This is a genomic window from Micromonospora sp. SD19 (assembly GCF_054462275.1).
The window spans coordinates 185,908-209,815 of record NZ_JBTLMN010000005.1; the positions used below are offsets into that span (position 1 = coordinate 185,908).

General features: G+C 70.4%; 21 protein-coding genes. 11 read left to right on the forward strand and 10 right to left on the reverse strand.

The features are described from left to right. Window positions 1–173 precede the first annotated feature (173 nt). From ACX27O_RS18675 to ACX27O_RS18685, 3 genes are all read left to right on the forward strand, one after another. Window positions 174–500 carry an ArsR/SmtB family transcription factor gene (locus ACX27O_RS18675; protein ID WP_210858120.1) on the forward strand — a complete coding sequence of 109 codons (327 nt, stop codon included), beginning with the start codon at window positions 174–176 and terminating at the stop codon, window positions 498–500. After that, complete coding sequence (locus ACX27O_RS18680; RefSeq protein WP_210858119.1) at window positions 500–997, forward strand: GNAT family N-acetyltransferase; 498 nt, start codon at window positions 500–502, stop codon at window positions 995–997. Before ACX27O_RS18675 ends, ACX27O_RS18680 begins: the two co-directional genes overlap by 1 nt. A gap of 76 nt (window positions 998–1,073) precedes the next feature. Further along, window positions 1,074–2,483 carry an FAD-dependent oxidoreductase gene (locus ACX27O_RS18685; RefSeq protein WP_358127273.1) on the forward strand — a complete coding sequence of 470 codons (1,410 nt, stop codon included), beginning with the start codon at window positions 1,074–1,076 and terminating at the stop codon, window positions 2,481–2,483. 81 nt (window positions 2,484–2,564) lie between these two features. Here ACX27O_RS18685 and ACX27O_RS18690 read toward each other — a convergent pair whose 3' ends face one another. The 3 genes from ACX27O_RS18690 to ACX27O_RS18700 form a co-directional block, all read right to left on the reverse strand. Next, on the reverse strand, window positions 2,565–4,544 hold the full coding sequence (locus tag ACX27O_RS18690; protein WP_458939815.1) for an acyl-CoA dehydrogenase family protein: 1,980 nt from the start codon (window positions 4,542–4,544) through the stop codon (window positions 2,565–2,567). A gap of 333 nt (window positions 4,545–4,877) precedes the next feature. Beyond that, on the reverse strand, window positions 4,878–6,479 hold the full coding sequence (locus tag ACX27O_RS18695) for a hypothetical protein (RefSeq protein WP_358127279.1): 1,602 nt from the start codon (window positions 6,477–6,479) through the stop codon (window positions 4,878–4,880). Then, window positions 6,476–7,366: an ABC transporter ATP-binding protein gene (locus ACX27O_RS18700; RefSeq protein ID WP_030330841.1), complete on the reverse strand. Its 891-nt coding sequence runs from the start codon at window positions 7,364–7,366 to the stop codon at window positions 6,476–6,478. The genes ACX27O_RS18695 and ACX27O_RS18700 overlap by 4 nt, the downstream gene beginning before the upstream one ends. A 208-nt stretch (window positions 7,367–7,574) precedes the next feature. Here ACX27O_RS18700 and ACX27O_RS18705 point away from each other — a divergent pair, with 208 nt between their 5' ends. Genes ACX27O_RS18705 through ACX27O_RS18715 form a run of 3 tightly spaced genes read left to right on the forward strand, consistent with a single transcriptional unit; the run spans window position 7,575 to window position 10,374 of the window. Further along, entirely contained in the window at window positions 7,575–8,501 is a 927-nt protein-coding gene (locus ACX27O_RS18705; protein ID WP_030330839.1) for an ABC transporter ATP-binding protein, read from the forward strand. Further along, a complete protein-coding gene (locus tag ACX27O_RS18710; protein ID WP_400446761.1) occupies window positions 8,479–9,267 on the forward strand; it encodes an ABC transporter permease subunit in 789 nt (262 codons plus the stop codon). The genes ACX27O_RS18705 and ACX27O_RS18710 overlap by 23 nt, the downstream gene beginning before the upstream one ends. Before the next feature lie 60 nt (window positions 9,268–9,327). Next, on the forward strand, window positions 9,328–10,374 hold the full coding sequence (locus ACX27O_RS18715; RefSeq protein ID WP_051708311.1) for a PucR family transcriptional regulator: 1,047 nt from the start codon (window positions 9,328–9,330) through the stop codon (window positions 10,372–10,374). A gap of 129 nt (window positions 10,375–10,503) precedes the next feature. Here ACX27O_RS18715 and ACX27O_RS18720 read toward each other — a convergent pair whose 3' ends face one another. From ACX27O_RS18720 to ACX27O_RS18735, 4 genes are all read right to left on the reverse strand, one after another. Further along, on the reverse strand, window positions 10,504–10,809 hold the full coding sequence (locus ACX27O_RS18720; protein WP_030330834.1) for a BON domain-containing protein: 306 nt from the start codon (window positions 10,807–10,809) through the stop codon (window positions 10,504–10,506). A 95-nt stretch (window positions 10,810–10,904) separates the two neighbouring features. Then, window positions 10,905–11,180 (reverse strand): GlsB/YeaQ/YmgE family stress response membrane protein, encoded by a 276-nt coding sequence (locus tag ACX27O_RS18725; protein WP_210858114.1) that lies wholly within the window; start codon window positions 11,178–11,180, stop codon window positions 10,905–10,907. Window positions 11,181–11,268: 88 nt separating this feature from the next. Continuing rightward, on the reverse strand, window positions 11,269–11,883 hold the full coding sequence (locus tag ACX27O_RS18730) for an STAS domain-containing protein (protein WP_081883781.1): 615 nt from the start codon (window positions 11,881–11,883) through the stop codon (window positions 11,269–11,271). Between the two features lie 140 nt (window positions 11,884–12,023). Beyond that, window positions 12,024–12,440, reverse strand: coding sequence for an STAS domain-containing protein (locus ACX27O_RS18735; protein WP_210858113.1), 417 nt, complete (start codon window positions 12,438–12,440; stop codon window positions 12,024–12,026). Window positions 12,441–12,596: 156 nt separating this feature from the next. Between ACX27O_RS18735 and ACX27O_RS18740 the strand changes: the two genes are divergently transcribed. Genes ACX27O_RS18740 through ACX27O_RS18750 form a run of 3 tightly spaced genes read left to right on the forward strand, consistent with a single transcriptional unit; the run spans window position 12,597 to window position 15,198 of the window. Further along, entirely contained in the window at window positions 12,597–13,286 is a 690-nt protein-coding gene (locus ACX27O_RS18740; RefSeq protein ID WP_030330826.1) for a response regulator transcription factor, read from the forward strand. Next, window positions 13,283–14,638 (forward strand): sensor histidine kinase, encoded by a 1,356-nt coding sequence (locus ACX27O_RS18745; RefSeq protein WP_210864545.1) that lies wholly within the window; start codon window positions 13,283–13,285, stop codon window positions 14,636–14,638. Before ACX27O_RS18740 ends, ACX27O_RS18745 begins: the two co-directional genes overlap by 4 nt. Beyond that, on the forward strand, window positions 14,635–15,198 hold the full coding sequence (locus ACX27O_RS18750) for a GerMN domain-containing protein (RefSeq protein WP_210863662.1): 564 nt from the start codon (window positions 14,635–14,637) through the stop codon (window positions 15,196–15,198). The genes ACX27O_RS18745 and ACX27O_RS18750 overlap by 4 nt, the downstream gene beginning before the upstream one ends. Before the next feature lie 91 nt (window positions 15,199–15,289). On the opposite strand, the gene ACX27O_RS18755 is transcribed toward ACX27O_RS18750, so the two are convergent. The 3 genes from ACX27O_RS18755 to ACX27O_RS18765 all read right to left on the reverse strand — a co-directional run bounded on the left by ACX27O_RS18755 (window position 15,290) and on the right by ACX27O_RS18765 (window position 20,885). Beyond that, entirely contained in the window at window positions 15,290–16,672 is a 1,383-nt protein-coding gene (locus ACX27O_RS18755) for a poly(ethylene terephthalate) hydrolase family protein (protein WP_458939816.1), read from the reverse strand. A gap of 79 nt (window positions 16,673–16,751) precedes the next feature. Beyond that, on the reverse strand, window positions 16,752–19,187 hold the full coding sequence (locus ACX27O_RS18760) for a non-reducing end alpha-L-arabinofuranosidase family hydrolase (RefSeq protein ID WP_210864543.1): 2,436 nt from the start codon (window positions 19,185–19,187) through the stop codon (window positions 16,752–16,754). 477 nt (window positions 19,188–19,664) lie between these two features. Continuing rightward, window positions 19,665–20,885, reverse strand: a complete 1,221-nt coding sequence (locus tag ACX27O_RS18765; RefSeq protein ID WP_030330818.1) for a PP2C family protein-serine/threonine phosphatase — start codon at window positions 20,883–20,885, stop codon at window positions 19,665–19,667. 221 nt (window positions 20,886–21,106) lie between these two features. Here ACX27O_RS18765 and lanKC point away from each other — a divergent pair, with 221 nt between their 5' ends. Continuing rightward, on the forward strand, window positions 21,107–23,746 hold the full coding sequence (gene lanKC / locus ACX27O_RS18770) for a class III lanthionine synthetase LanKC (RefSeq protein WP_247680077.1): 2,640 nt from the start codon (window positions 21,107–21,109) through the stop codon (window positions 23,744–23,746). Between the two features lie 5 nt (window positions 23,747–23,751). Beyond that, entirely contained in the window at window positions 23,752–23,871 is a 120-nt protein-coding gene (locus tag ACX27O_RS18775) for a SapB/AmfS family lanthipeptide (RefSeq protein WP_013734295.1), read from the forward strand. Window positions 23,872–23,908 lie beyond the last annotated feature (37 nt).

The following is a 23,908-nucleotide window of genomic DNA, read 5'->3' on the forward strand; positions in this document are numbered from 1 at the left end:
CCGGTGTCCGATTTTGCGACTCCTGCGCCGAGGTCAGCACTGTCGAGCAGCGTGCCGAGCGCCGCTTCGACGCGGCGCGGGCCGCCTACGCGACCTTCGGTCGATGATCACCGCTCACGGTTGATAGGCTTAATCGTCTATCGCCGATGAACGATGAAACGGGGAGGTGGGGGATGGCCGAGTTGCTCGACCGGACGACGGCGCAGACGTACGCGTCGTGGTTCCGGGCACTGGCCGACCCGACCCGGGTGCAGATCGTCGAGTACCTCGCCCGGCAGGCTCAGGCGACGAGCGTGGGGGAGATCGTCACCGCGATCGGCCGTGCGCAGTCCACCGTCTCGCAGCACCTGAAGATCCTCACCGAGGTGCGGTTCGTCCTCATCGAGCCGGTCGGCACCGCCCGCCACTACCGGATCAACGACGCCTGCGTCGACTGCTTCCCCTCCGCCGCGGACGTGGTCATGGGTCGACCCGCCCCCAGCCCGAACGGAACCTGCTGATGACCGACGTCACGGTGCGCGCCCTGCGGTACGAGGACGCCGAGCGGGTCCTGGCCATCTACCAGGCCGGGCTCGACGCCGGTAACGCCAGCTTCGAGATCACCGCACCGACCTGGTCGGCGTTCGACGCGGCGAAGCTGCCCGACCACCGCTTCGTCGCGGTGGACCCCGATGACAGGGTGCTCGGTTGGATCGCCGCCGCACCCACCTCGGCCCGCGACGTCTACGCCGGGGTGGTCGAGCACTCCGTCTACGTCGATCCCGCCGCGCAGGGCCGCGGCATCGCCCGGCTGCTGCTGGACCGGCTGATCATCTCCACCGAGGCCGCCGGCATCTGGACCATCCAGTCCGGAGTCTTCCCCGAGAACGCGGCCAGCCTCACCCTGCACGAGCGGGCCGGCTTCCGGATCATCGGCGTACGCGAGCGGATCGGTCGTCACCACGGCCGCTGGCGCGACGTCGTCCTGCTCGAGCGGCGCAGCCCGGTCGTCACCTGACCAACCGCAGGCCCTCACCCGTGGGCCCCGTCCACTCCGTTGATTCGATAACTGTCAAAGCAGAGGAGTCTTGCTGATGAGCACCCTGAACGAGCTGCCCGTCATGGTCATCGGCGCCGGCCCGGTAGGTCTGGCCGCCGCCGCGCACCTGCACGAGCGGGGCATCGCGTTCACCGTCCTCGAAGCCGGCGACACCCCGGGCGCCGCTGTCCGCCAGTGGGGGCACGTGCGCGTCTTCTCGCCGTGGCGGTACAACATCGACCCGGCCGCACGCCGCCTCCTCGACGCGGCCGGTTGGGTCGCCCCCGATCTGGAGGCGCTGCCCACCGGAGCGGAGCTGGCCCGCGACTACCTCCAGCCCCTCGCCGAGCTGGCGCAGCTCAAGCCGCACCTGCGCTACGGCGCCCGGGTCGAGGCGATAAGCCGCCGGGGCCTGGACCGGCTGCGCACCGCCGGTCGTGACTCCACCCCGTTCCTGATCCGCCTCAGCGACGGCGAGGAGCTCCTCGCCCGCGCCGTCATCGACGCGTCCGGCACCTGGGGCACCCCGAACGTCCTGGGCGCGTCCGGCCTGCCCGCCCACGGCGAGAGCACCGTCGCCGCGTTTCTGGAGCACGCGCTGCCCGATGTTCTCGGCGCGGCCCGGGACCGTTTCGCCGGCCGGCACACCCTCGTCGTCGGGGCCGGCCACTCCGCCGCGAACACCCTGCTGTCCCTGGCCGAACTGGCCGAGTCCACGGCGGGCACCGCGGTGACCTGGGCGATCCGGACCGCCTCACCGGCGCGTACCTACGGCGGCGGGGACGCCGACGCCCTCCCGGCGCGTGGCGCCCTGGGCTCCCGGCTGCGCGCGCACGTCGACGCCGGCCGGATCCGGTTGCTCACCGGCTTCTCCGTGCACGCCCTCACCCCGACAGATGGCCGGGTCACTGTGCTGGTGCGCCACGCCGACGGCGAAGAGGAGTCCGTCACCGTCGACCGGATCGTCGCCGCCACCGGCTTCCGCCCCGACCACTCGATCGCCGCCGAGCTGCGCCTGGACCTCGACCCGATCATGGGTGCCACCCGCGCCCTCGCGCCGCTGATCGACCCGAACGAGCACTCCTGCGGCACCGTTCCCCCACACGGCGTGAACGAACTCACCCACCCGGAAATCGACTACTACGCCGTCGGCATGAAGTCCTACGGCCGGGCACCCACGTTCCTCATGGCCACCGGGTACGAGCAGGTCCGCTCCGTCGTCGCCGCCCTCGCCGGCGACTGGGACGCCGCCCACGCCGTCCAGCTCGATCTGCCCGAAACCGGCGTGTGCAGCAGCAACCCCGCCGACTCCGCCACCGGCGACAGCTGCTGCGGGCCGGCGTCCGCAGCAGAGCCGGCGACACGCGGACTCGCCACCGGCATCTCCGGCGGGTTGCTGTCCACGCCCCTGAACCTGGTCACCCTCGACGCCGCCCCCGCTCAGGCCGGCGGCTGCTGCAGCTGACCTCCACCACGACGGTGCCCGCCGACCCCAGAGCCGGCGGGCACCCTTCGGCCGAGCCGGGGCGGGCTTCCGGGCCGTCCCCTACGCCGGTACCACCTGCCGATCGCCGGCGGCGTCGTGGATGGCCATCGAGTCCTGCCGGCCGGGTTCCTCTTGCAGAATGGCGCAGTTCAGCCAGGCCTCCGGGATGGCGAAACCGTCCACGAGGGTGCGCATGTGCGGGCGCAGCTCCTTGAGCAGGCCGTTCACCACGGCCGTGATCGCCTTGGAGCGGGCCGGTGTCAGCCGGCCGTGCTCCAGGAACCAACCCTTGTTGGCCTCGATCACGCTGAGCGCGTACAGGTCACCGACCCGGGAGAGCAACGCCCGGACCGCGGGGTCGGCGGTCTCCTCGATGCCGGCGACGAACGCCTCCAGGGTGACCCGGTCGATGTGCGCGGTGGCGACCGCGAGAACGTGGTCCTGGACGTCGTTGAAGATGTCGAAGGAACGGTCCTTCTTGGTGGCCGCGCCGTTGCGGAGCCGGCGGACAGCGCCGTCGAGGAGGTGCCGCTCGCGGTCCTCGAAGGCCTTGAGCTGCCAACCGCGATCGGTGACCGCTACCTCGTCGTCGCGGCCCGGCACCGCGCTGATCAGCCGCTCGATGAGCGAGCGCGCGGCGGTACGCTCGAGCACCATCTCGCGGACCTGGTCGGCGACGAAGGAAGCGCGCCCCCAGCCGTCCAACGAGCCGAACGCGTCCCGGTGGCCGGTGAGCAGCCCCTTGGCCACCAGTTGCAGCAGCACCGTGTTGTCGCCCTCGAACGTGGTGAAGACGTCGGTGTCCGCCTTCAGACCGGGCAGGCGGTTCTCGGCCAGGTAACCGGCTCCGCCACACGCCTCGCGGCACATCTGGATGGTGCGGGTGGCGTGCCAGGTCTGCGCCGCCTTGAGACCGGCGGCCCGGGACTCCAGCTGCCGCTGTCGCTGCTCGTCAACCGGGCCGTCGCCGCCCTGCACCTCGCTGAGAGAGGTGAGCAGCTCGGTCTGGGCGAAGTGCAGCGCGTACGTGGTGGCCAGGGCGGGCAGCAGCTTGCGCTGGTGGGCCAGGTAGTCGTTGATCAGCACCTCCCGGTCCGCGCCGGGCGTGCCGAACTGGCGGCGGATGTCGCCGTAGCGCACCGCGATGGTCAGTGCCGACTTGGTGGCCGCGGACGCGGCGCCACCCACGCTCACCCGACCGCGGACCAGGGTGCCGAGCATGGTGAAGAAGCGTCGGGAGTCGTTCTCGATCGGGCTCGAGTACGAGCCGTCCTCGGCGACCTGACCGTACCGGTCCAGGAGCATGTCGCGGGGCACTGCCACGTGGTCGAAGCTGAGCCGCCCGTTGTCCACGCCGAGTAACCCGCCCTTGGCGCCGGCGTCGCCGATGCTCACGCCGGGCAGCGGATTGCCCTGGGCGTCGCGGATCGGCACCAGCCACGCGTGCACGCCGTGCCGTCGTCCGTCGGTGATCAGTTGGGCGAAGACCACCGCCATCCGCCCGTCCCGTGCGGCGTTGCCGATGTAGTCCTTGCGGGCCGCCTCGTGCGGCGTGTGCAGGTCGAAGGTCTGCGTCTGCGGGTCGTACGTGCAGGTGGTGCGCAGTTGCTGGACGTCGGAGCCGTGGCCGGTCTCGGTCATCGCGAAACAGCCGAAGATCCGGCCCGAGATGATGTCCCGCAGGTAGGCGTCGTGGTGTCGTCTGGTGCCGAGGGCGGCGACGGCACCGCCGAACAGGCCCCACTGCACGCCGGCCTTGACCATCAGCGACAGGTCGACCTGCGCCAGCATCTCGCTGGCCACGATCGACCCGCCGACGTCGGACCTGCCGCCGTACTCGGGGGGAAAGGCCGACGCCATGCCCAGCTCGGCGGGGAGTTCGGTGAGCAGTCGGGTGATCCGCTCCCGTGCCTGGTCACCGGTCTCGCCGTACACCGGGAGGAAGCGCGCGTCGAGGTGATTCCGGTGGGCGTTGCGGACGTCGGCCCACGGTCCGTCGAGCACGTCTCGCAGGCGAGCGAGGTCGATGTGATCGGGCATGATCCCCCCTCAGCTAACGGGCATAAGGTGCAGACTGTGCCTAATCAAGAATACCGACGCCACGGTGAATAGCTGGGGAAGATCGTTGTGAGAGGGGACACCCTGGGGTCGTTGTGTGATTCTTTCCAGGGTGTAGCGGCGCGGGCGGCAATAAGCCGCAGCGATCGTCGCGCGACACGTTGGACGGTCAGCCCGGCACCGCTGGTGCGCAATTCCGGGGCGCAATACCACGATCGTGCATGGCGACGGGATTCGCCGCGAGGGCGGCGATCCGGATGCGCAACGCCGCACCTCGCCACGGGCGGCGTCCGGGTCGGGTCGAACTGATCACCGTCAGGCGCACAGGTCGCGGCGGCGGTAGCCGATCGAGCCGGCGACCACTCCTGCTGCGGCGATGCCGGCCATCACCGCTGCTGCCGGCCAGGCCGGTGCGGTGGCCGGCACCGCGGCCAGGTGCGCGAACGGGGACAGCGCACGGACCCAGGCGGGGGCGTCGACGCTGTCGGCGATGACCTGCCACACGAACCCACCAGCGGCCGGAAGAGCGCCGACCGCCGCCACGGTACGCGGCCGCCAGCCGAGCGCCAGGACGCCGGCTCCCAGACAGAGCACCATGATCGGCGCGACGTTCCAGGCACCGGCGAGCGCGTCAGCGGCCCCGAGCCCGGCATGGACAATGGCCGTGCCGGCCCACATGGCGAGGCCCGACAGCGTGATCAGGAGCAGCGCGGCGCACCCGGCGATGGTCGCCTCGGCGGCCAACAAGCGCAGTCGGGTCACCGGTGCGGCCAGCACCAGTGTGAGACGCCGGGCATTCTCGTCCGCGGCGGTGGCGGCGAGCCGCACCGAGACGAACACCCCGACCGGCACGGCCAGCAGCGTGAACATGGTGGCGGCGTAACCCTCCACAGTGCCGAGTGCGGGGAAGCCGGCCTGGGCCGCCATGGCCGCGAACTGGGGATTGCCGGTGAGGAACTCGGTCATGGACCGGGCGATCAGACCCAGGAGCAGGAAGTACGCGCCGATTCCGGCAGACCACGCGGCCAGCGGTCGCATGGTGCGTCGTACCGCGAAGGCCGGCACCGAACCGAGCAACGCGGTACGCGCCGGCCGACTGTCGGCCGTCGCCAGAATCCCCGCGCCGACGTCACGCCGCGCCGCGAGCCAACCCGCGAGGGCCAGTAGCAGCAGGGCGGCACATGTCAGCACCACCACCGGCAGCCCTCGACCGGTGGCGAACGGGCGGGTCAGCGCCATCAGCCCGAACGGGGACAGCCACCGAAGCCAGGCCACCGCGGGGACACCGTCGCCGACCATCCGCATGAGTAGCCCGACCACCAGCACGGCGGCAGCGGCACCGTTGGCCGCCGACCGGCTGGAGAACAGCTGCGCGCCGACTCCTCCGACCGCGACGAAGAAGAGGCCGACGGCAGCGAGGCCGGTGCCGTGCAGCACCGAACCGGTGCTCTCCGCTCCCGCGGCGATCATCGCCGCCGCTGTCGCCGCTCCGACGAGGACCGGCACGACGGCCAGGACACCGAGGTGATGGCGGACAGCCTCGGCAAGGGTGACCCGGCCGGACAGCAGCAGGCCCCACCGGCCGGCGTCCTCCTCCCCACGGGTGATCCGGGTGGCAGCCAGCATCGCCCACACACCGAGCACCACCGCCAGTACGGTGCCCGTACGCCACACCGTGAACCCGCCGGCCTGGTCGAGCGCGACCGGATCGCCGAAGAGGGTACGGATCGCAGGGTTGCGGGCCAGCGCCGCCACGGCGGCCGGATCCAGCGCGTCCGCGCGGTAGCCGACCACCACCAGCGCGGACATGCCCGCGCAGACGGCGGTCACGACCACGGCACCCCGGCGTACCTGTCGCACCGCGAGCCCTCGCATTGCCGGCTGCGGGCGGGTTGCCGGCGTCGCGGTCGCTGTCATCGGGGGCTCTGCCCGTAGTAGGCGAGGAAGATCTCCTCCAGGCTCTGCTCGCGGACGACGATCGTCGCCACATCAGCGTCGGCCAGGGCGCGCAGCGCCGCGGCGGGGGAGCCGTTGAGAGTGAATCGCACTGCCGCCGGGCCGTCCTCGTGCAGGCCGTCGACGCCGAGGACGCCGGTGAGGTCCGGTGGCGTGCCGGTGAACGTTGCGGCCACCTCGGTGTGGTGCAGTCGGCGTAGCTGGGCGACGGAGGCCACCTCCACCAGTTGGCCGGCGCGCAGGATGCCGACGCGGTCGCAGACGGCCTCGACCTCGGCGAGCTGGTGGGAGCTGAGGAAGACCGTCTGCCCGTTGTCGCGGGCAACCCCGACGGCCTGCCGGAACTGCAGTTCCATGAGCGGATCCAGGCCGCTGGTGGGCTCGTCCAGCACCAGCAGAGGCGCCCGGGTGGCGAACGCCGCGATCAGGGCGACCTTCTGCCGGTTGCCCGTCGAGTAGGTGCCGGCCGGTTTGGACACGTCGAGCGCGAACCGTTGGATGAGTTCGTCGCGGTAGGCGGTGTCCGTACCGGGACCGATGCGGGCGAGCAGGTCCAGCACCTCGGCGCCGGTCATCCGCTGCCACAGCGCCACATCCGCCGGTACGTAGGCGAGCCGGCGATGGGCGGCGGCAACGTCGGCGGCGTCGGTGTCGAAGATCCGCGCTCGACCGGAGGTGGGTCGGGCGAGGCCGAGCAGCAGCCGGATCGTTGTTGACTTTCCGGCGCCGTTGGGGCCGAGGAACCCGAACACCTCGCCCGCCGCGACGTCGAGGGTGAGGTTGTCGAGGGCGAGTAGGCGTCCATACCGCTTGGACAGATTTTCGGTGCGCAAGGCAGAAACGCCCATCGGAGCCTCCAGGAGTCGCAGCACGACATGACCTGCCGACCAGACTTCCCGGCGCACCTGATGGGAGAGTACTCCCGGCGCTCGCGGCTCGGGGACCCGCCGGGCAGCGGTTCGGGCTACTGCTTCCGGTATTCGGCAACGGCCTCAGCGAGATGTCGGCCGGGTGCTGACCTGGATGCCGGGCGAGAAGGCCGGCGACGATGTGGGCATGACAAGCGACATCGCTCTGCTCACCGAGGACCTGACCAAGTTCTATGGCCAGCGTCGCGGCATCGAGGGGCTCAGCCTGGAGATTCGTGCCGGGGAGGTGGTGGGTTTCCTCGGCCCGAACGGTGCAGGGAAGACCACCACCATCCGGCTGCTGTTGGACTTCCTGCGACCCACTCGCGGACACGCGACCGTGCTCGGACTCGACCCGCGCCGGGACAAGGCCGCACTGCACCGTCAGATCGGCTATCTGCCCGGCGAGCTCGTGTTTCCCGGGCGCGACAAGGCGGAGGACCTGCTGCGCTTCTTCGCCGCGGCACGCGGCGGCGTGGCCTGGTCGCAGGTTGCCGAGCTCGCGGAGCGGCTCGACCTGGATCTCTCACGCCCGGTACGCACGATGAGTAAGGGGAACAAGCAGAAGGTGGGTTTGGTGCAGGCGTTCATGCACCGGCCGGCGGTGCTGGTCCTGGATGAGCCGACCAGTGGGCTGGACCCCCTCATGCAGCAGGAGTTCCTGGCCATGGTCCGCGACGCCAGAGTTGCCGGGCAGACCGTCTTCATGTCCTCTCATGTCCTGGCCGAGGTGCAGCAGGTGGCCGATCGGGTCGCCATCGTCCGCGCCGGCCGGCTGGCCGCGGTCGAGCGGGTTGAGTCACTGGGGAAGCGGGCGGTCCGCGCCGTCGAGATTCACTTCGATGATCCGGTGGACCCGGCAGAGTTCAGTGTCCTGCCCGGAGTACGTGACGTGGTGGTGTCCGGGCCGGTGCTGAAATGCACCGTCGACGGCCGCATCGACCCGCTGATCAAGGCGGCGGCGCGTCATGAGGTGATGGACATGTTGTCGGCCGAACCTGACCTGGAAGAGACGTTCCTGTCGTTCTACTACCACGCGGAAGGAGCCGGCGATGCTTCCCGCGCTGGTGCGTAAGACCTGGCGGGACGACCGCCTGGCATTGATCGGTTGGGCCGGTGGCATCGCCGCCTTCACCGCCATCTACACCTCCTTCTACAGCCAGTTCCAGGGTGCCGCGGAGCTGAAGCAGGACGCGTTGCCCCAGGGCATGCTGGACTTCCTCGGCATCGCCGACATGCTGTCGCCCGCCGGCTATCTGCAGGCGACCATCTTCAGCCTGGTCGGCCCACTGCTGGTCCTGATGTGCGCCATCACGCTGGCTGCCCGCACGATCGCTCGGCCGGAGGAGGACGGTGGCATGGAGCTGATGCTGGCCAACCCGGTCTCGCGCGCCGCTTTCGCCTGGCAACGGGTGGTCGCCGCAGGGAGCGCGCTTACCGGAATCGCCGCCATCCCGTGGATCCTGTTGATGATCATTGTTCCCTGGATCGGCATGGACATCGCCCTGTCCAACGTCGCTGCCGCGTCCGCCGGGCTGGTCGCCCTGGTGTGGTGTTTCGCCGGCATCGCCTTCCTCGTTGGCGCCGCCACCGGAAAACGGGCTGCCGTTCTCGCGATCACCGGTGGCCTTGCGGTGGCCACCTACATGGCCAACGCCATCGGCGGCATGGTGGACGGATGGCACTGGGTTCGCTGGCTGTCACCGTTCCACTACTTTATCGGCACCGACCCACTGCACACCGGTTGGCACCCGGCCGAGCTTCTCGCCCTCGTGCTCCTTGGTGCCGCGGCCACGATCGCCGGCGTTATCGTCTTCGACCGCCGCGACATCGGTGTGTAAACCTGAAGCTCGTGGCCGCCGTTCACCGGCGGCCACCGCCATGTGGACAAGGAACAGCCCATGAGCGACGACACCTCGCTGGCGGCCGACTGTCAGGATCTGCTGTCCGTCCCGGCCGGTGCCCGGCGGCGGGCGGCGGCGAGCCTGGGTGCCCGCGCAGCGGGTCAAGGGCTCAAGCTGCGCGAGCTCGTCACCGGTCTGCTGGATGCCACCACCGCCCACTGGAGCGCCAACCCGGTCGCGTCGACCGACACCGCGGCCGCCGTGCATTCCCGCGCCGAGACACTCCTGGACACCGCGCGTGTCCTGCTCAGCGCCGCCCTGGACGGGTACGCCCGGCAGAACCGTGCCGAGCTTGATCGCCACGACAACGAACGTTCCGTGTTCGTCAACGACCTGCTCACCGGTAGGGCCGATCCCGGTGATCTCGCCGAGCGCGCACACCGATATGGCATCCGCCTGTCGGCCACCCACACCGTCCTCATCGCCCGTGCGACCGGCCTGACCACCGGCATCACGCACCGCATCGATGCCGCACTGGCCTCCAGGTTCGGCGAGGGCAACACCCTCACCACCCTCCGCGACGGTGACGTGGTCTGCATCAGCGCCGGCGGCCTACGCGGAATCGCGGCCGAACTCGCCCACCTGCTCCTCACCGAACTCGGCGCGGGCAACTGGCAGATTGCCGTCGGGCGTACCCAACCAGGGGTGCATGGCCTGGCCACCTCCCTCGACGAGGCCCGCCACACCCTCGACCACGCCGCCAAGCTCGGCTTCACCACGCCCGTACTCAATGCCGCCGATCTGCTGGTGTTCCCCGTGCTCCTGCGTGACCGCGACGCCATCACCGACCTGGTGACCACGGTCCTCGGGCCACTGACCACGGCGCGCGGCGGTGCCGAGCCGTACCTGGAGACCCTGTCGGTGCTCTTCGACAACCAGGGCAACCACACCGCGACCGCCCGGCAGATGCACCTGTCCGTTCGTGCGATCACCTATCGCCTCGACCGCATCCGGGATCTGACCGGCTACCACCCCGGGGAGCCGACCCAACGGTTCACGCTGCAAACAGCCGTCCTCGGCGCCCGACTGCTCGGCTGGCCGTGATAGCCCGGGAGCGCCAGATCAGGAAGGCGTGCGAGCAGGACCCCCGTTGACCAGACGACGACCATCAGAGTGTCACCGTCGCTAGGGCACGAGAGCGTCCGATCCGCTGTTACGCAGCGTGCGGTGTGGTTACCCCTGGTAGTGGCTGCGCCGTGGGCCGCTGAGCCGCAGCGTGTTGCAGATGTCGAAGACCCCGGGCACGTCGTAGGCGAGTTCCGCCGCGACCTGCCGGGTGTTCGGGTCACTCACCACGCCGGCGAGGATGACGACCCTGTTCTGCACGGAGACGACGATCTGCTGGCGTCGGGTGGTCCAGTCGATGCTCAGTCGCTGCGCGACAAGCGCCTCGATGCGTCGGTCCTCGTGATCCGGCTCGGGTCGGTTCGAGGCGTCGCCGGACCAGTTCTCGTCAGGTAATGGCCAGGGCAGGTACACGGTCAGCTCCTTGGTCGTGGCGAGGCGGGGGCGGAATCGCGGGCCGGTGGGACTTCCACGTCGGGCACCGGTGCCGCCGCTGCGTCGCCCCCGGTTCACGGGGCGTCGGACGGTTGGGGCTTGGCGGTGGCGACGACGAGCACGACGCCGCTGCCGGCGAGGCCGACCTGGATGACCAGGGTCAGGAGGGTGAGGGTGCCGGTGTCGACGCCAGCGAGCCGGGCGAGGATGGTGCCCGCCAGCGCGGCGACCACCCCGACGGACACCGTCAGCCAGATCGGGGCTTCCCGGCGTCCCGGGATGACGAGCCTGCCGAACAGGCCACTTGCGACGCCGACGAGGAGCGCGGTGACGAGACCGGCGATGCTCATGGGCTTCCTCGGGTGTCCTTGGAGTACGGGGGCGGGTGGCAGTCGGTCTCGACGTACGCCACGGGGAACACCGGCCGATCGATGTCGATCAGGAACGGGCGGCCGTCGCGGCGGAGGTCGTGCGCTCCGACGCCGAACCCGCAGACAACTGGGCGAGGGCGTCGTCGCGGCTGTCGAAGATGGGGAAGGCCCCGTCCAGGCGCATCGTGTGCAGGACGGTGCGGACGAACCGCGACGGCGCGGCCAGGCAGAGCGTGGCCCCACGGTCCCGGGCGTCACGGTGGGCGCGGACCAGGAGGCCCAGGCCGGTGGAGTCGATGAGGTGTACCCGGCTCAGGTCGACCACGATGTTTCCGCCCATGTCAGCGGCGTGCCGCAGGGCGTTGCGCAGCGTGTCACCGGTGTCGAGATCGACGTCACCGGCGGCGGCGACAACTGTCACGTCGTCCACGTGGTCGATGCCGAGGATCCCGCCAGGACCGTGGTCCCCGCACGACGCGTGGCCGCCACCAGCGGGCGGCAGCAGGCTGCAGTGCGGGCAGCGGTGCGGGCCGGTGGCGAACGGGGAACCGCTCCACCCCTGTTCGGATACCAGGGTCCAGACGACCTCCGCGTCGGGGAGCACGCACGCGGTGGCCTTGACGGAGTCGCCGCAGGTGTCGCAGATCAGGGTCATCAGGTGGTCGTCCGGGACAACTGTCATTCTGCTGGTCCTTCCTGGGGCCGTGTCCTCGCGCGCGGTGGGACACGGCGTTCGTGCAGAGCCGGAGCTGGGCCGCTCCCGAGGCTGATGGCGCGACCCGGGGAGCGGTTAAGCCGGAGGTGGCCAGGTGCGACGCTCCGTCAGGTCGCGGCTCGCACCGAGGCGCGGCCATGAGCGACCAACGCCGGCGGTGCGGCGATGGGTTCCTGTTCCGCCGTCGGCGTGCCGGGCGGCGACGAGGGGGCGGTGTCGACAATCGGCAGGATCTGGTCCAGCCGGGCGGTGTGCAGGATGCGCCGGATGCGCGGGTTCGGGTTGCGGACGGTGAGGACCCCGTCGGCCCGGGCGAGCCGCCGGTGCACATCGAGTAGGAGGCCGATGGCGGCGGCGTCGATGTGTCGGCAGCCCGACAGGTCGACCACCACCTGTGCGGGACGCAGGGCCACCAGCCGGTCGAACACTGCCCCGGTCGCCGGCAGGCAGGCCAGGTCGAACTCGGTGACGCACACCTCGACCAGCGGCAGCGTGCACGGCGTGGTTGCCAGCGGTCCGGTCACGGGCACACCCCCCTTTCCTTCGCGGACGCGGTCGCCTAGGACCCTGCCGTGCCGGCTTGGCGGTCACCACGCGGATCTGTGACAGTTCCGTGACAAATCTGCCAACCTGCCGCCGCGGTTGGCAGCCGAGCCGGTCGTCTGGGGATGATGCCCGGTATGACGGCCGTACTGGTGATCGAGGACGACGACCGCATCCGTCTGGCGTTGCTGCTCGCACTCGAGGACGAAGGCTACGACGCTCTCGGCGCGGCCACCGCCGAAGAGGGCCTGCGCGTGCAGCGCCGCGACCCGGCGGACTACGTGCTCGTCGACCTGATGCTGCCCGGTCTCGACGGGTTCGAGTGCATCCGGCAGCTGCGCCGTGACGATGACGTGCCGATCGTGGTGGTCAGCGCCCGCGACGACACCCACGACATCGTCGCGGCCCTCGAAGCCGGCGCCGACGACTACGTCGTCAAGCCGGTGGCGATCAAGGAACTGACCGCCCGGTTGCGCGCCCTGCGGCGCCGTGCCCGTACCGGCGTCGCGGGGCACACGCCGGATCCCGTGCCGGTGCTCGTGGTCGGCGAGCTGGAGATCAGCCCCGACGGGGGAGAGATCCGCCGCGCCGGCCAACCCGTACCGGTCACCCGCACCGAGTTCCGGCTGCTGTGCGAGCTGGCCGAGCACGCCGGCCGGGTGCTGTCCCGCCAGCAACTGCTGGAACGGGTCTGGGGGTACGACAGCGGAGACGAGCGGCTCGTCGACGTCCACGTGGGCCGGCTGCGGCAGAAGATCGAGCCGGACCCGGCGAACCCGCGGCACCTGGTCACCCTGCGGGGCCTGGGCTACAAGCTGCAGCGATGAGACGCCTCGGACTGCGTACCCGGGTCACCGCCGCGTTCGCCGTCGGCGCGCTCCTGCTCTCGGCGTCGATGGCCCTGATCTCCTACGATCTGACCCGCCGGTCCCTGCTCGACGAGCGTGAACGCACCGCCCTGCGCGCTGCCTACTTCGACGCCACGGTCGTTCGTGCCGGGATCGACACGGACACCCCGGACGTGGTGGAGGTGCTCCGGTCGTTGGACACCGGGGGTAGCCGGCGGCCGGTGCTGCATCTCAACGGCGAGTGGTACGCGCGCGCCGCCGATCCGGGCACCACCGCCGCCATCCCCGCCGAGCTGCGGCGGGTCGTCGCCGCCGGGGAACCCGCCGTGCAGCGGGTACGCGTCGACGGGCAGTCCGCCCTGGTGGTCGGGGTGCCGCTGTCCGCGTCCGCGGCGTACTTCGAGGTCAACTCGCTGCGGGAGCTGGAGCAGACGTTCCAGGTCCTGGCCCTCGCGCTGACCACCGTCGCGATCATGGTCGCCGGGTCCGGCGCGGCACTCGGCTGGTACGCCACCCGGCACGGGCTGCGCCCGCTGACCGCTGTCGCCGACGCGGCCGAGAAGATCGCGGCCGGCGACTTCACCGCCCGCCTCGACACGGCCACCGACCCCGACCTGACCCGCCTGTCCTCCTCGTTCAACCAGATGGTCGACCGCCTCGCCCACCGCATCGAACGGGACCGCCGGTTCGCCGCCGACGTCAGCCACGAGCTGCGCTCGCCGTTGCAGACCCTCGCCGCGGCGGCCAGCGTCCTGGCCCGCCGTCGGGAACACCAGGACGAACGGACCGCCATCGCGGCCGGGCTGGTCGCCGACGAGATCGACCGTTTCCAGCGGCTCGTCAACGACCTGATCGACCTGGCCCGCAGCGACCAGCCCGCACACCGGGCGCCCGTGGACGTCGTGGGGCTGGCCCGCGACGCCTGCCGCGCCCTCGACCTGCCCACGACGCTCGTCCAGCTCGCCCCCGACGTGCCGGCGACGTGGCTGGTGGAGCGGCGCCGCGTCGCGCAGGTCCTGGCGAACCTGCTCGACAACGCGGTGACCTACGGGGGTGGTCCCGCCGGCGTCCGGCTGGGTCGCGACGGTGCCGCCGGAGTCATCGAGGTCGATGATGACGGACCGGGCGTGCCCGTCGAGGACCGCGAGGCGATCTTCGACCGGTTCGTTCGGGGGCGAGCGGCGCACACCCGCGGCACCGGCGACGGCACCGGGCTCGGGCTCGCGCTGGTCGCGCAGCACGCCGCGGCACATGGCGGACACGTGACCGTCGGCGACCGGCCCGGCGGCGGCGCCCGCTTCCGCGTCACCCTGCCGGGGAGCCTGCCGTGAAACATCGTCATCTCGTCGTCCTGGCGGTTGCCGCATCGCTGACCGGCTGCAGCATCCCGACCGATGACGCCCCCCGGGTGGTGCAGGCACCGCAGGGGCCATTCCAGAGCTCCGCGTCCGCCGACACGAGCGCGCCGGTCGGCCCGGCCGCCGAGACGCTCTGCTTCGTGCGGGACAACCGGATCATCTCGTTCGTCCGGCGGGTCGACCGGCCACCCACCGTCGAGGAACAACTGCGCCATCTGCTGGCCGGACCCACGGCGGCCGAGCGTGACACGGACCTGACCACCGCGCTGGCGGGAGCGGTCAACGCCGCCGGGGTCACGGTCACCGGCACCGAGGCCCGCGTCGTGGTCGACAAACCTGGTGAGGATGCCGGCCGCAGCGACGAGGTCCTCGCGTTCGGGCAGATCGTCTGCACCCTCACCAGCCGTGACGACGTCACCACCGTCACGTTCTCCCGTGACGGCCGGCCGCTCCGGGTGCCCCGCGCGGACGGTTCACTGTCCGAACAGCCGCTGACCCGCGTCGACTTCGCCCCGTTGATCGCCCCTCGTTGACAGCCGTCCCGCACCACCCCCGGCACGGGCACTGCGCCGGGGGTGGTGCGGGCGGGCCCGGCATGGCGCCGAGCCCGCCCGTCTCAGCTGATCAGGCGAGGGGTGCGAGCCGGAACTGCTGGTTGGTCTGGCCGTGGCAGTCGTAGAGCTGGATCTGGGCTCCGTTGTTGGTGCTCCAGACGTCCAGGCATCGCCCGGACTGGACGTTGCTGATGGTGCCGTTGGAGTTGACGTTCCACTGTTGGTTGGTCTGGCTGTGGCAGCTGTAGATCTGCACCGCCGCGCCGTTGCCGGAGCCGGCGGCGTCGAGGCACATGGTGCCGTACACCTGCAGTTGTTTGCCCGAGGTGTAGGTCCAGGCCTGGTTGGTCTGCTTGTTGCAGTCGTAGAGCTGCACCCGGGTGCCGTTGGTGGTCGCCGCGTTGGGCACGTCGACGCACCGGCCGGACTGGGTGCCGACGATTTCGTTGGCCGAGCCGGGCGGGTTGGTGGGCGGGTCGGTGGGCGGGTCGGTCGGCGGGGTGGTCGGCGTCGACGGCAGCAACGGGCAGGTGCTGCGGGAGGTGACCACACCGCTGGAGTCCAGCAACGGGCAGAGGAACTGGCTGTACCGGGCGTCGTTGTCGATGAACATCTTGAGGAACGGCAACATGGTCCGGATCATCACCGGGTTCGACCGGCCGACCATGAACCCGTGGTCGGCGCCGGCGACCTCCAGGTAGATACTCTCCGTCGTGCTCGGCAGGCTGTTGTACAGGCTGGTGGCGTAGGACGGGGTGACCACGGTGTCGGCCTGCCCGGAGAAGATCATTGTCGGCACCCGGTCGTTGGCCAGGTTCGATGACGGCGAGTACGGCGCGATGCCGACCGCGGCCTTCAACGACGATCGCCGGGTGGCGGCGCTCAGCGCGCCACCGCCGCCCATGGAGTGACCGGCGACCGCCAGCCGGGTGGGGTCGACGCGGTCGCGTACCGGGCTCTGCTGGGTCAGGTAGTCCAGCGCGGCGAGCAACTGGGTGCCCCGGGCGGTGTCGAAGTCGTTACGGCTGTTGGTCTCGATGCCGATCACGACGAAGCCGTGCGAGGCCAGCCACGGCCCCATCCAGGCCAGTTCCGCGGAGAACAACGCCGTGTAACCCGGCGAGATCGCGATGGCCCCGAAGGTGCCCTGGCTGGTGTCGGTCGGGTAGTAGATCCGGCCGCCGTTGAAGCCGTACCCGGTCGGGACGCTGACCGAGGTGTTGGCGAACGGACCGTTCTCGGTGGCGACGCTGGTCCGGGTCGGGTCCGGACCGCGCTGGTACGGGTTGTCGGCGGCCGACGCCGATCCGGTCGCCACGGTGATGGAGAGCAGGCCGACCGCGGCGGCGAGCCCGGCCGCGGCGAGCGTGAAGATCCCTCTCCGGCGCCGGGGGGACACCCGGGTCGGGTCGGCGTCTCCCGGGGACGGGGGACGGTTGGCGTGTTCTGGCACTGTCGTACCTCCTGGTGGTGGATGGATGCGGGGCGGGTGGGCTCGCGCGAGCCCACCCGCCCCCGGCGGTGTCCGATCGTCAGCGCTGGAGGGTCAGCAGACCCGGCCGGTACGGCAGGAGGCCGTAGTCGCCGCCGGAACTGGGGGAACGACCCTGGTAGAGCAGTTGCAGGTTGCACGCGTCGACGGTCATGGTCTGGTCGGCGCTGGTCCGCAGCAGCTCACCGTGGCTGATGTCGTTGGTCCAGGTGGCACCGCTGTTGGCCTTGCCTGCGAACGGGTTGCTCTCGGACGTGGCCTGCGGCGTCCACGTGCCACCCAGGCTGCTGGCGGTGAACGATCGGAAGTAGCGCCCGTTCGCGCCGATCGCTTCGACGATCATGAGGTACTTGTTCAGGCCCTGGAGCTTGTAGACCTGGACGGCCTCGAAGAGGTTGTTCGTCGAGTCGGTCATGATCGTCGTGTAGTTGGAGCCGAAGCTGCCCGGGAAGTTCCCGATCGGCATGCTCGCCCGGTAGATCCGACCGTTGTCGCCGGCGAAGAACAGGTACATGTTCTGGTCGTCGCCGATGAGTGCCTGGTCGATCGGGCCGGTGTTGGAGTTGGAGATGCTGCCGGTGAACAGCGTCTGCGCCGCCGACCATCCGTTCGGGTTGGTCGGGTCACTCGAGGTCCGGTACGAGAAGGCCGTGCCGCCCCACTGGTAGGCCAGCACCCAGATGTTGCGCGGAGCGAAGTAGAACAGCGACGGCGCGACGGTCGCCGAGTTCATCGCGTTCTGGCTGGCCGAGCCCATCTGCGAGTAGTTGCTGAAGAGGCCGAAGTTCATCGAGCCCCAGGTGGTTCCGGTGTCGTGCGTGGTGGCGTAGACGAGCTGCTGACCGTTGTACGGCGCCACGGTGAAGTCCTTCAGCGACACCCAGCCCGACCTCGGCTGAGCGAGCGCACCCGTCGACGACCACCGGTACGACGAGGGCAGGTCGCACGCGCCGCCGGTCGGCGGTGGCGTGGTCGGCGTCGGGGTGGGCGTCTGGGTGCCACCGCCGAGGGCGGCGAGCCGGAACTGCTGGTTGGTCTGGCCGTGGCAGTCGTACAGCTGGATCTGGGCTCCGTTGCTGGTGCTCCAGACGTCCAGGCATCGCCCGGACTGGACATTGCTGATGGTGCCGTTGGAGTTGACGTTCCACTGTTGGTTGGTCTGGCTGTGGCAGCTGTAGATCTGCACCGCCGCGCCGTTGCCGGAGCCGGCGGCGTCGAGGCACATGGTGCCGTACACCTGCAGTTGTTTGCCCGAGGTGTAGGTCCAGGCCTGGTTGGTCTGCTTGTTGCAGTCGTAGAGCTGCACCCGGGTGCCGTTGGTGGTCGCCGCGTTGGGCACGTCGACGCACCGGCCGGACTGGGTGCCGACGATTTCGTTGGCCGAGCCGGGCGGGTTGGTGGGCGGGTCGGTGGGCGGGTCGGTCGGCGGGTTGGTGGGAGTGGCGCTGTTCAGCGCCTCCAGGGTGGCGTTGTAGGCGGCCTTCTTGTTGCCGTTGCACTCGAAGAGCAGCGGAGTGCCACCGGAGCGCCACGAGTCGCAGTCCCGCACGCCCCACACGGTGACCCCGTTGCAGCGGGCCACGGCCAGGCAGTCGTTGACCACGTTGCGGTAGGTGTTGGCCTGCGTCGTGCCGGAGCCTTCGATGTCCAGCTCGGTGACCTGCACGTCCACCCCGAGGGCGGCGAAGCTGGACAGCGTCGTGCGGTAGTTGCTGTTGTACGGCGAGTTGGCGTTGAAGTGCGACTGGAACCCGACGCAATCGATCGGCACGCCCCGGGACTTGAAGTCGCGCACCATGTTGTAGACCGCCTGGGTCTTGGCCCAGGTCCAGTTGTCGGTGTTGTAGTCGTTGTAGCAGAGCTTCGCGTTCGGGTCCGCCGCGTCGGCGGCGCGGAACGCGGCCTCGATCCAGTCGTTGCCGGTGCGCTGCAGGTTCGAGTTACGACGGGCGCCGCTGTTGCCGTCCTCGAACGCCTCGTTCACCACATCCCACGAGTGGATCTTGCCCCGGTAGTAGGTGGCCACCCGGGTGACGTGGTTCAGCATCGCGCTGCGCAGCGCGGAGCCCTCCATGCCCTGCATCCAGCTCGGCTGCTGGGAGTGCCAGGCCAGGGTGTGGCCCCGGACCTTCCAACCCCGGGAGGTCGCATGGTTCACGATCCGGTCCGCGTTGCCGAAGGTGAAGTTGTTCTGCTGCGGCTCGGTCGCGTCGATCTTCATTTCGTTCTCGGGCGTGACGCTGTTGAACTCGCGGTTCAGGATCGTCGTGTAGGCACTGTCACCGAGCTTGTTCGCGGCGACGGCGGCGCCGAAGTAGCGGCCGGACTGGGCTGCGGCGGCGCCGAGGGTCGTCTCGGCGGCCTGGGCCAGATTGGGCAGCAGCGACACGATCAGGGTCAGAATTATCGCGGCGGTTCCGGAAAGAGTGAGCGTTCGCAGTCGGGTATGCCCGGTGAGACGGGTCCGGGAAGGCATGCTGATCCTCCGGTGGTGGGATAGGAAGAGCTCTGGCGCTGTTCGAGTGGGTGGCCCCGCCAGATGGCGGTGGTCACCGTGCTGAGTCCGCCCGAGCGGGCCGGCAGCGGCCTCAGGTGGTGGCCCGGATGCGGGTCGCTCGGGCTACTTGACCAGCGGGTGGAGCGTTGCGATGAGTGGGTCCGGTCGCCCGCCGGGACATGGTCGCGGGCGCTGGTACCGCAGGGTGGTGGATGTGGTCACCTGGCAGGTGGGTGGGCCTGACGGTTGCGTGAGGCGCCTCCTCCGCGGAAGGATCTTGTTAACGTTCACACCTGTCGATGGCTCCCAGGCTGGCAGAAAAATCCCTGGTTTTCAACCGGTAGTTTCGGACCTGTTACGGATCAGGGCGCCACGATTCGCGCGCCTTCCGGCGCACAAGATCGAACAATGCGTGACCGGTGGGTGGGTCAGCCGTGGATCAGCTGCCCGATCGGCTCAGTCCGACAGTGGTCGACGGCGGATGACCAACAGGGCGATGTCGTCGTTCGGGTGTTCCTCCGCCGTGGTGGCCATGATGTGGTCGCACAACGCCTCGGCCGGCCCGGGCCGCACGGCGTCGGCGAGACGCTCGATCCCGGTGTCGATCACCTCGCTGCGGCGCTCGACCAACCCGTCGGTGTAGAAGACCAGCGCCGCGCCCGGCGGTAGGTCCAGAACCGTGGTGCGGCGATTGCTCACCGGCCGGCCCACCCCGAGTGGCCGGTCCACCGACACGCTGACGGGCACGCTGGGCTGGTCGGGAACAGCCAGCAGTGGGGGAAGGTGGCCCGCCGAGGAGACGTGCACCCGCGTGCGGTCGGGAGAGATCAGGGCGTAGACGGCGGTGGTGAGAGTGCCGGCCTCGAAGTGGTGGATCTTGCGGTCGAGTGAGGTCAGTGCCTGGGCGGGGTCGTCGGAATCCAGAGCGTAGGCGCGTAGCGCGCTGCGGATGCGTCCCATCACGACGGCGGACGGCAGCCCGTGACCGGAGACGTCGCCGATGACGGCGCCCAGCCACCCCGATGGCAACGTGAACACGTCGTACCAGTCGCCACCGATGCCCAGGTCGTGGCCCGGAATGTAGCGGGCGGCCAGGTCCAGGCCGGGAACGTCGGGCAGTCGGCCCGGTAGCAGGCTGTGTTGCAGCGCCAGCGCCGCCTGCCGGTCGAGAACCTGTGCGCGGGCCTGACCGGCGAGGCTGGCCCGATCGGCGACGAGCTGCAACAGCTGCACGTCGTCCGGGCCGAACCGCCGCAGCGTCAGGGAGCCGACGTGCAGTACGCCGACGAGGTTGCCGTTGACGAGCATGGGCACGCCCAGCAGGACACGGATGCCCTTGACGAGCAGGATGGGATTGACCACGTCGTCCGGCCCGACGTCATAGATCATGACCGGTCCGCGGGTCGCCGCCACCCGACCGGCGAAGCCGCGTCCGACCCGGATGCGGAAACCGCGGCGTACCTCCTCCTCCAGGCCCTTGGCCGCTGTCGCGACGAGCTCACCGGTGTGGTCGTCAAGCAGCAGGATGGTGGCGGTGTCGACCTTGAGCAGGTCCCGGATCCGTTCGAGCAGCTCGTCGAGCAACTCGGCGATGTTCAGCCCAGAGAGGGCCGCGTCGGTGATCGCCTCGATACGACGCAGCCGCTCGTCATTCGTCACCAGCTCGGCATCGGCCACGCAGGAAGCCTAGACGCCGGCCCGCCGCCGTCGGCACGCCAGCAGCGAGATCGACAGTGTCCGTCGCCCGACGGCGAGTACCCGCCTCTGTCTCCGACCTCACCGACCCGATCTGAGCCCGGCCGTGCGGGCCTGACTAATGTCATGTGTGCCTGTGCGCCATGCATCGAAGGTCATGACTAAGCGCACTGGAGACCGCCCCGTCCTGTCGATGAGACTCGATGCAACGCCGGAACAACAGCCGGCCGAGTTCGAAGGGCGGCGAGACGGTGGACGAACGCTACGACAGCTACTGCGCCGCAGATCGGCTGTTCTACGACTCGCTCGGCAGCGCCGTCGCGCAGCCCGTCTTCCCGGCCGCCGACCGGCCGGTACCGGCCGGCTGGCGCCGTGAGCCGCTCGACGACTGGCTGATCTACGCGCCCGACGGCGGCTCGCTGCCCCAGCAGGGCTGGAAGATTCACGTGTCGGCAGGTCTGGCGAACGCCGAGCGGGTGCTGGACGCGGTCTGGAACTACTGCGTCCCCCGCGGCCTGTCCTTCAAGTTCCTGCGCGGGCCACGCACGCTGCTGCTGCGCAACTCCAAGTACGCCGCCCGGGCGGCCAGCGGCAAGTTCGTCACCGTCTACCCGCGCGACGACGCCGAGCTGGAACTGACCTGCAAGGAACTCGACGAACTGCTCACCGGCGAGCCCGGACCGTACATCCTCAGCGACCTGCGCTACGGTGCCGGCCCCGTCCACGTGCGCTACGGCGGCTTCGCCGCCCGCTACTGCCACTCTCCCGACGGCCAGGTGGTCCCGGCGATCGAGGACGACTCCGGCACGCTGGTGCCCGACCGCCGCGAACCGGTCTTCCACGTACCGTCCTGGATCACCCTGCCCGACTTCCTCGGCCCGCACCTGGCCGCCCGCAACGACACCAGCACCAACCAGGTGCCGTACCGGATCGAACGGGTGATCCACTTCTCGAACGGCGGTGGGCTGTACGTGGGCCGGGACCTGCGTACCGACACCGAGGTGGTCCTGAAGGAAGCTCGACCGCACGCCGGCCTGGACGCCGACGGCACCGACGCCGTCGCCCGGCTGGCCCGCGAGGCGCAGGCCCTGCGGCAACTCGCCGACCTGCCGCAGGTGCCGCAGGTGCACGACGAGTTCGTCCTCGGCGAACACCGGTTCCTCGCGCTCGAGTTCATCGACGGCAAACCGCTGAACAAGGTGCTTGTCGACAGGTACCCACTGATCGACGCCGACGCGACAGACGGCGACCGGGCGGCGTACGTCCGATGGGCCCGCCATGTCTACCAGCAGGTCGAAACCATCGTCGCGGCGATCCACGAGCGCGGCCTGGTCTACGGGGACCTGCACCTGTTCAACATCATGATCCGGCCGGACGACCAGGTTGCCCTCGTCGACTTCGAGGTGGCCGCCCCGATCGCCGGGCACCGCCGACCCGGGCTGCGCAACCAGGGCTTCGCGGCGCCGAGGGACCGCAGCGGCCCGGCGGTCGACAAGTACGCCCTGGCCTGCCTTCGGTTGGCGCTGTTCCTGCCGCTGACCCAGCTGGTCCGGCTCGCCCCCGCGAAGGTGACCCACCTGGCCGACATCATCGCCGCGAACTTCCCGGTGCCGAGGTCCTTCCTCGACCCGCCGGTCGAGGAGATCACCGGCGCCCCACCGGTCACCACCGACCCACGCATCGGCGCGGACGACTGGCCCACCATGCGTCACCAGCTGACGACGGCGATCGTGGCCAGCGCCACCCCCGAACGCGACGACCGGCTCTTCCCCGGCGACATTGAACAGTTCCGCAGTGGCGGCCTCAACCTCGCCCACGGAGCGGCCGGCGTGCTGTACGCGCTCGACAAGAGCGGCGCCGGGCGGTGGCCCGAACACGAGGACTGGCTGGTGCGGCGGGCGACAGCACCCCCGTCCGGCACCCGCTGCGGCTTCTACGACGGGCTGCACGGCGTCGCGTACGCACTCGCCCACCTCGGCCGCCGACAGGACGCACTGGACGTTCTCGACATCTGCCTGCGAGAACCACTGGACGGGCTCGACCACAGCCTGTCCGGCGGACTGTCCGGGATCGCGCTCAACCTGGCCGAGTTTGCCGGGCGTACCGGGGAGGCGTCGTTGCGCGACGCCGCGTGGCGGGCCGCCGAGCGGGTGATCGGCCAGCTGGCCGACGACCCGGGCCCGGACGTCAGCGGCGGACACCACCCGTACGCCGGGTTGCTGCGCGGCCGGACCGGACCGGCGCTGATGCTGCTGCGCCTCTACGAACTCAGCGGCGACGGCGAGCTGTTGGAGCACGCCGCCACGGCCCTGCGTCAGGACCTGCGCCGGTGTGTGCTGCGGCCGGACGGTGCGCTGGAGGTCAATGAGGGCTGGCGCACCATGCCCTACCTGGCGCACGGCAGCGTCGGCATCGGGCTGGTCCTCGACCAGTACCTGCGCCACCGGGCCGACGACCGGTTCGCCGAGGCGAGCGCGGGAATCCGCCGCGCGGCCCGCTCACCGTTCTACGCACAGTCCGGGCTCTTCGCCGGACGGGCCGGCATCATCGCCTACCTCGCCGCCTCGACCGAGAACGCCGACCGCCGCGAACTCGACGCGCAGCTGGACCGGCTGAGCTGGCACGCGCTGCCGTACCGGGAGGGGACCGCGTTCCCTGGCGAGCAGTTGCTGCGGCTCTCCATGGACTTCGGCACCGGTACCGCCGGCGTGCTGTACGCGCTGGCCAGCGCGCGGCACGACCAACCGCCGGCGCTGCCTTTCCTCGCGCCCCTGCCGGGCGCGCAGAGACTCCCTCGCCACAGCGAGGGCGACCTGATCAGCGAACGGATGGAAGGGAGGTGAACGACATGGCGCTTCTGGACCTCCAGGGCCTGGAGATGGCTCCGGCCGACCGCACGGGTGGCGGTAGCCGGGCGAGCCTGCTGCTCTGCGGCGACAGCTCGCTCTCCGTCACGACCTGCAACTGATCCACACACACGGGGCCCTGGGTGGGTAGACGTGCCC

What these genes read in the sequence shown, in the direction of transcription:
- ACX27O_RS18675 (WP_210858120.1), top strand. Translation starts at nt 174, where the DNA reads ATGGCCGAGTTGCTCGACCGGACGACGGCGCAGACGTACGCGTCGTGG.
- ACX27O_RS18680 (WP_210858119.1), top strand. Translation starts at nt 500, where the DNA reads ATGACCGACGTCACGGTGCGCGCCCTGCGGTACGAGGACGCCGAGCGG.
- ACX27O_RS18685 (WP_358127273.1), top strand. Translation starts at nt 1,074, where the DNA reads ATGAGCACCCTGAACGAGCTGCCCGTCATGGTCATCGGCGCCGGCCCG.
- ACX27O_RS18690 (WP_458939815.1), bottom strand. Translation starts at nt 4,544, where the DNA reads ATGCCCGATCACATCGACCTCGCTCGCCTGCGAGACGTGCTCGACGGA.
- ACX27O_RS18695 (WP_358127279.1), bottom strand. Translation starts at nt 6,479, where the DNA reads ATGACAGCGACCGCGACGCCGGCAACCCGCCCGCAGCCGGCAATGCGA.
- ACX27O_RS18700 (WP_030330841.1), bottom strand. Translation starts at nt 7,366, where the DNA reads ATGGGCGTTTCTGCCTTGCGCACCGAAAATCTGTCCAAGCGGTATGGA.
- ACX27O_RS18705 (WP_030330839.1), top strand. Translation starts at nt 7,575, where the DNA reads ATGACAAGCGACATCGCTCTGCTCACCGAGGACCTGACCAAGTTCTAT.
- ACX27O_RS18710 (WP_400446761.1), top strand. Translation starts at nt 8,479, where the DNA reads ATGCTTCCCGCGCTGGTGCGTAAGACCTGGCGGGACGACCGCCTGGCA.
- ACX27O_RS18715 (WP_051708311.1), top strand. Translation starts at nt 9,328, where the DNA reads ATGAGCGACGACACCTCGCTGGCGGCCGACTGTCAGGATCTGCTGTCC.
- ACX27O_RS18725 (WP_210858114.1), bottom strand. Translation starts at nt 11,180, where the DNA reads ATGAGCATCGCCGGTCTCGTCACCGCGCTCCTCGTCGGCGTCGCAAGT.
- ACX27O_RS18730 (WP_081883781.1), bottom strand. Translation starts at nt 11,883, where the DNA reads ATGACAGTTGTCCCGGACGACCACCTGATGACCCTGATCTGCGACACC.
- ACX27O_RS18740 (WP_030330826.1), top strand. Translation starts at nt 12,597, where the DNA reads ATGACGGCCGTACTGGTGATCGAGGACGACGACCGCATCCGTCTGGCG.
- ACX27O_RS18745 (WP_210864545.1), top strand. Translation starts at nt 13,283, where the DNA reads ATGAGACGCCTCGGACTGCGTACCCGGGTCACCGCCGCGTTCGCCGTC.
- ACX27O_RS18760 (WP_210864543.1), bottom strand. Translation starts at nt 19,187, where the DNA reads ATGCCTTCCCGGACCCGTCTCACCGGGCATACCCGACTGCGAACGCTC.
- lanKC (WP_247680077.1), top strand. Translation starts at nt 21,107, where the DNA reads ATGCAACGCCGGAACAACAGCCGGCCGAGTTCGAAGGGCGGCGAGACG.
- ACX27O_RS18775 (WP_013734295.1), top strand. Translation starts at nt 23,752, where the DNA reads ATGGCGCTTCTGGACCTCCAGGGCCTGGAGATGGCTCCGGCCGACCGC.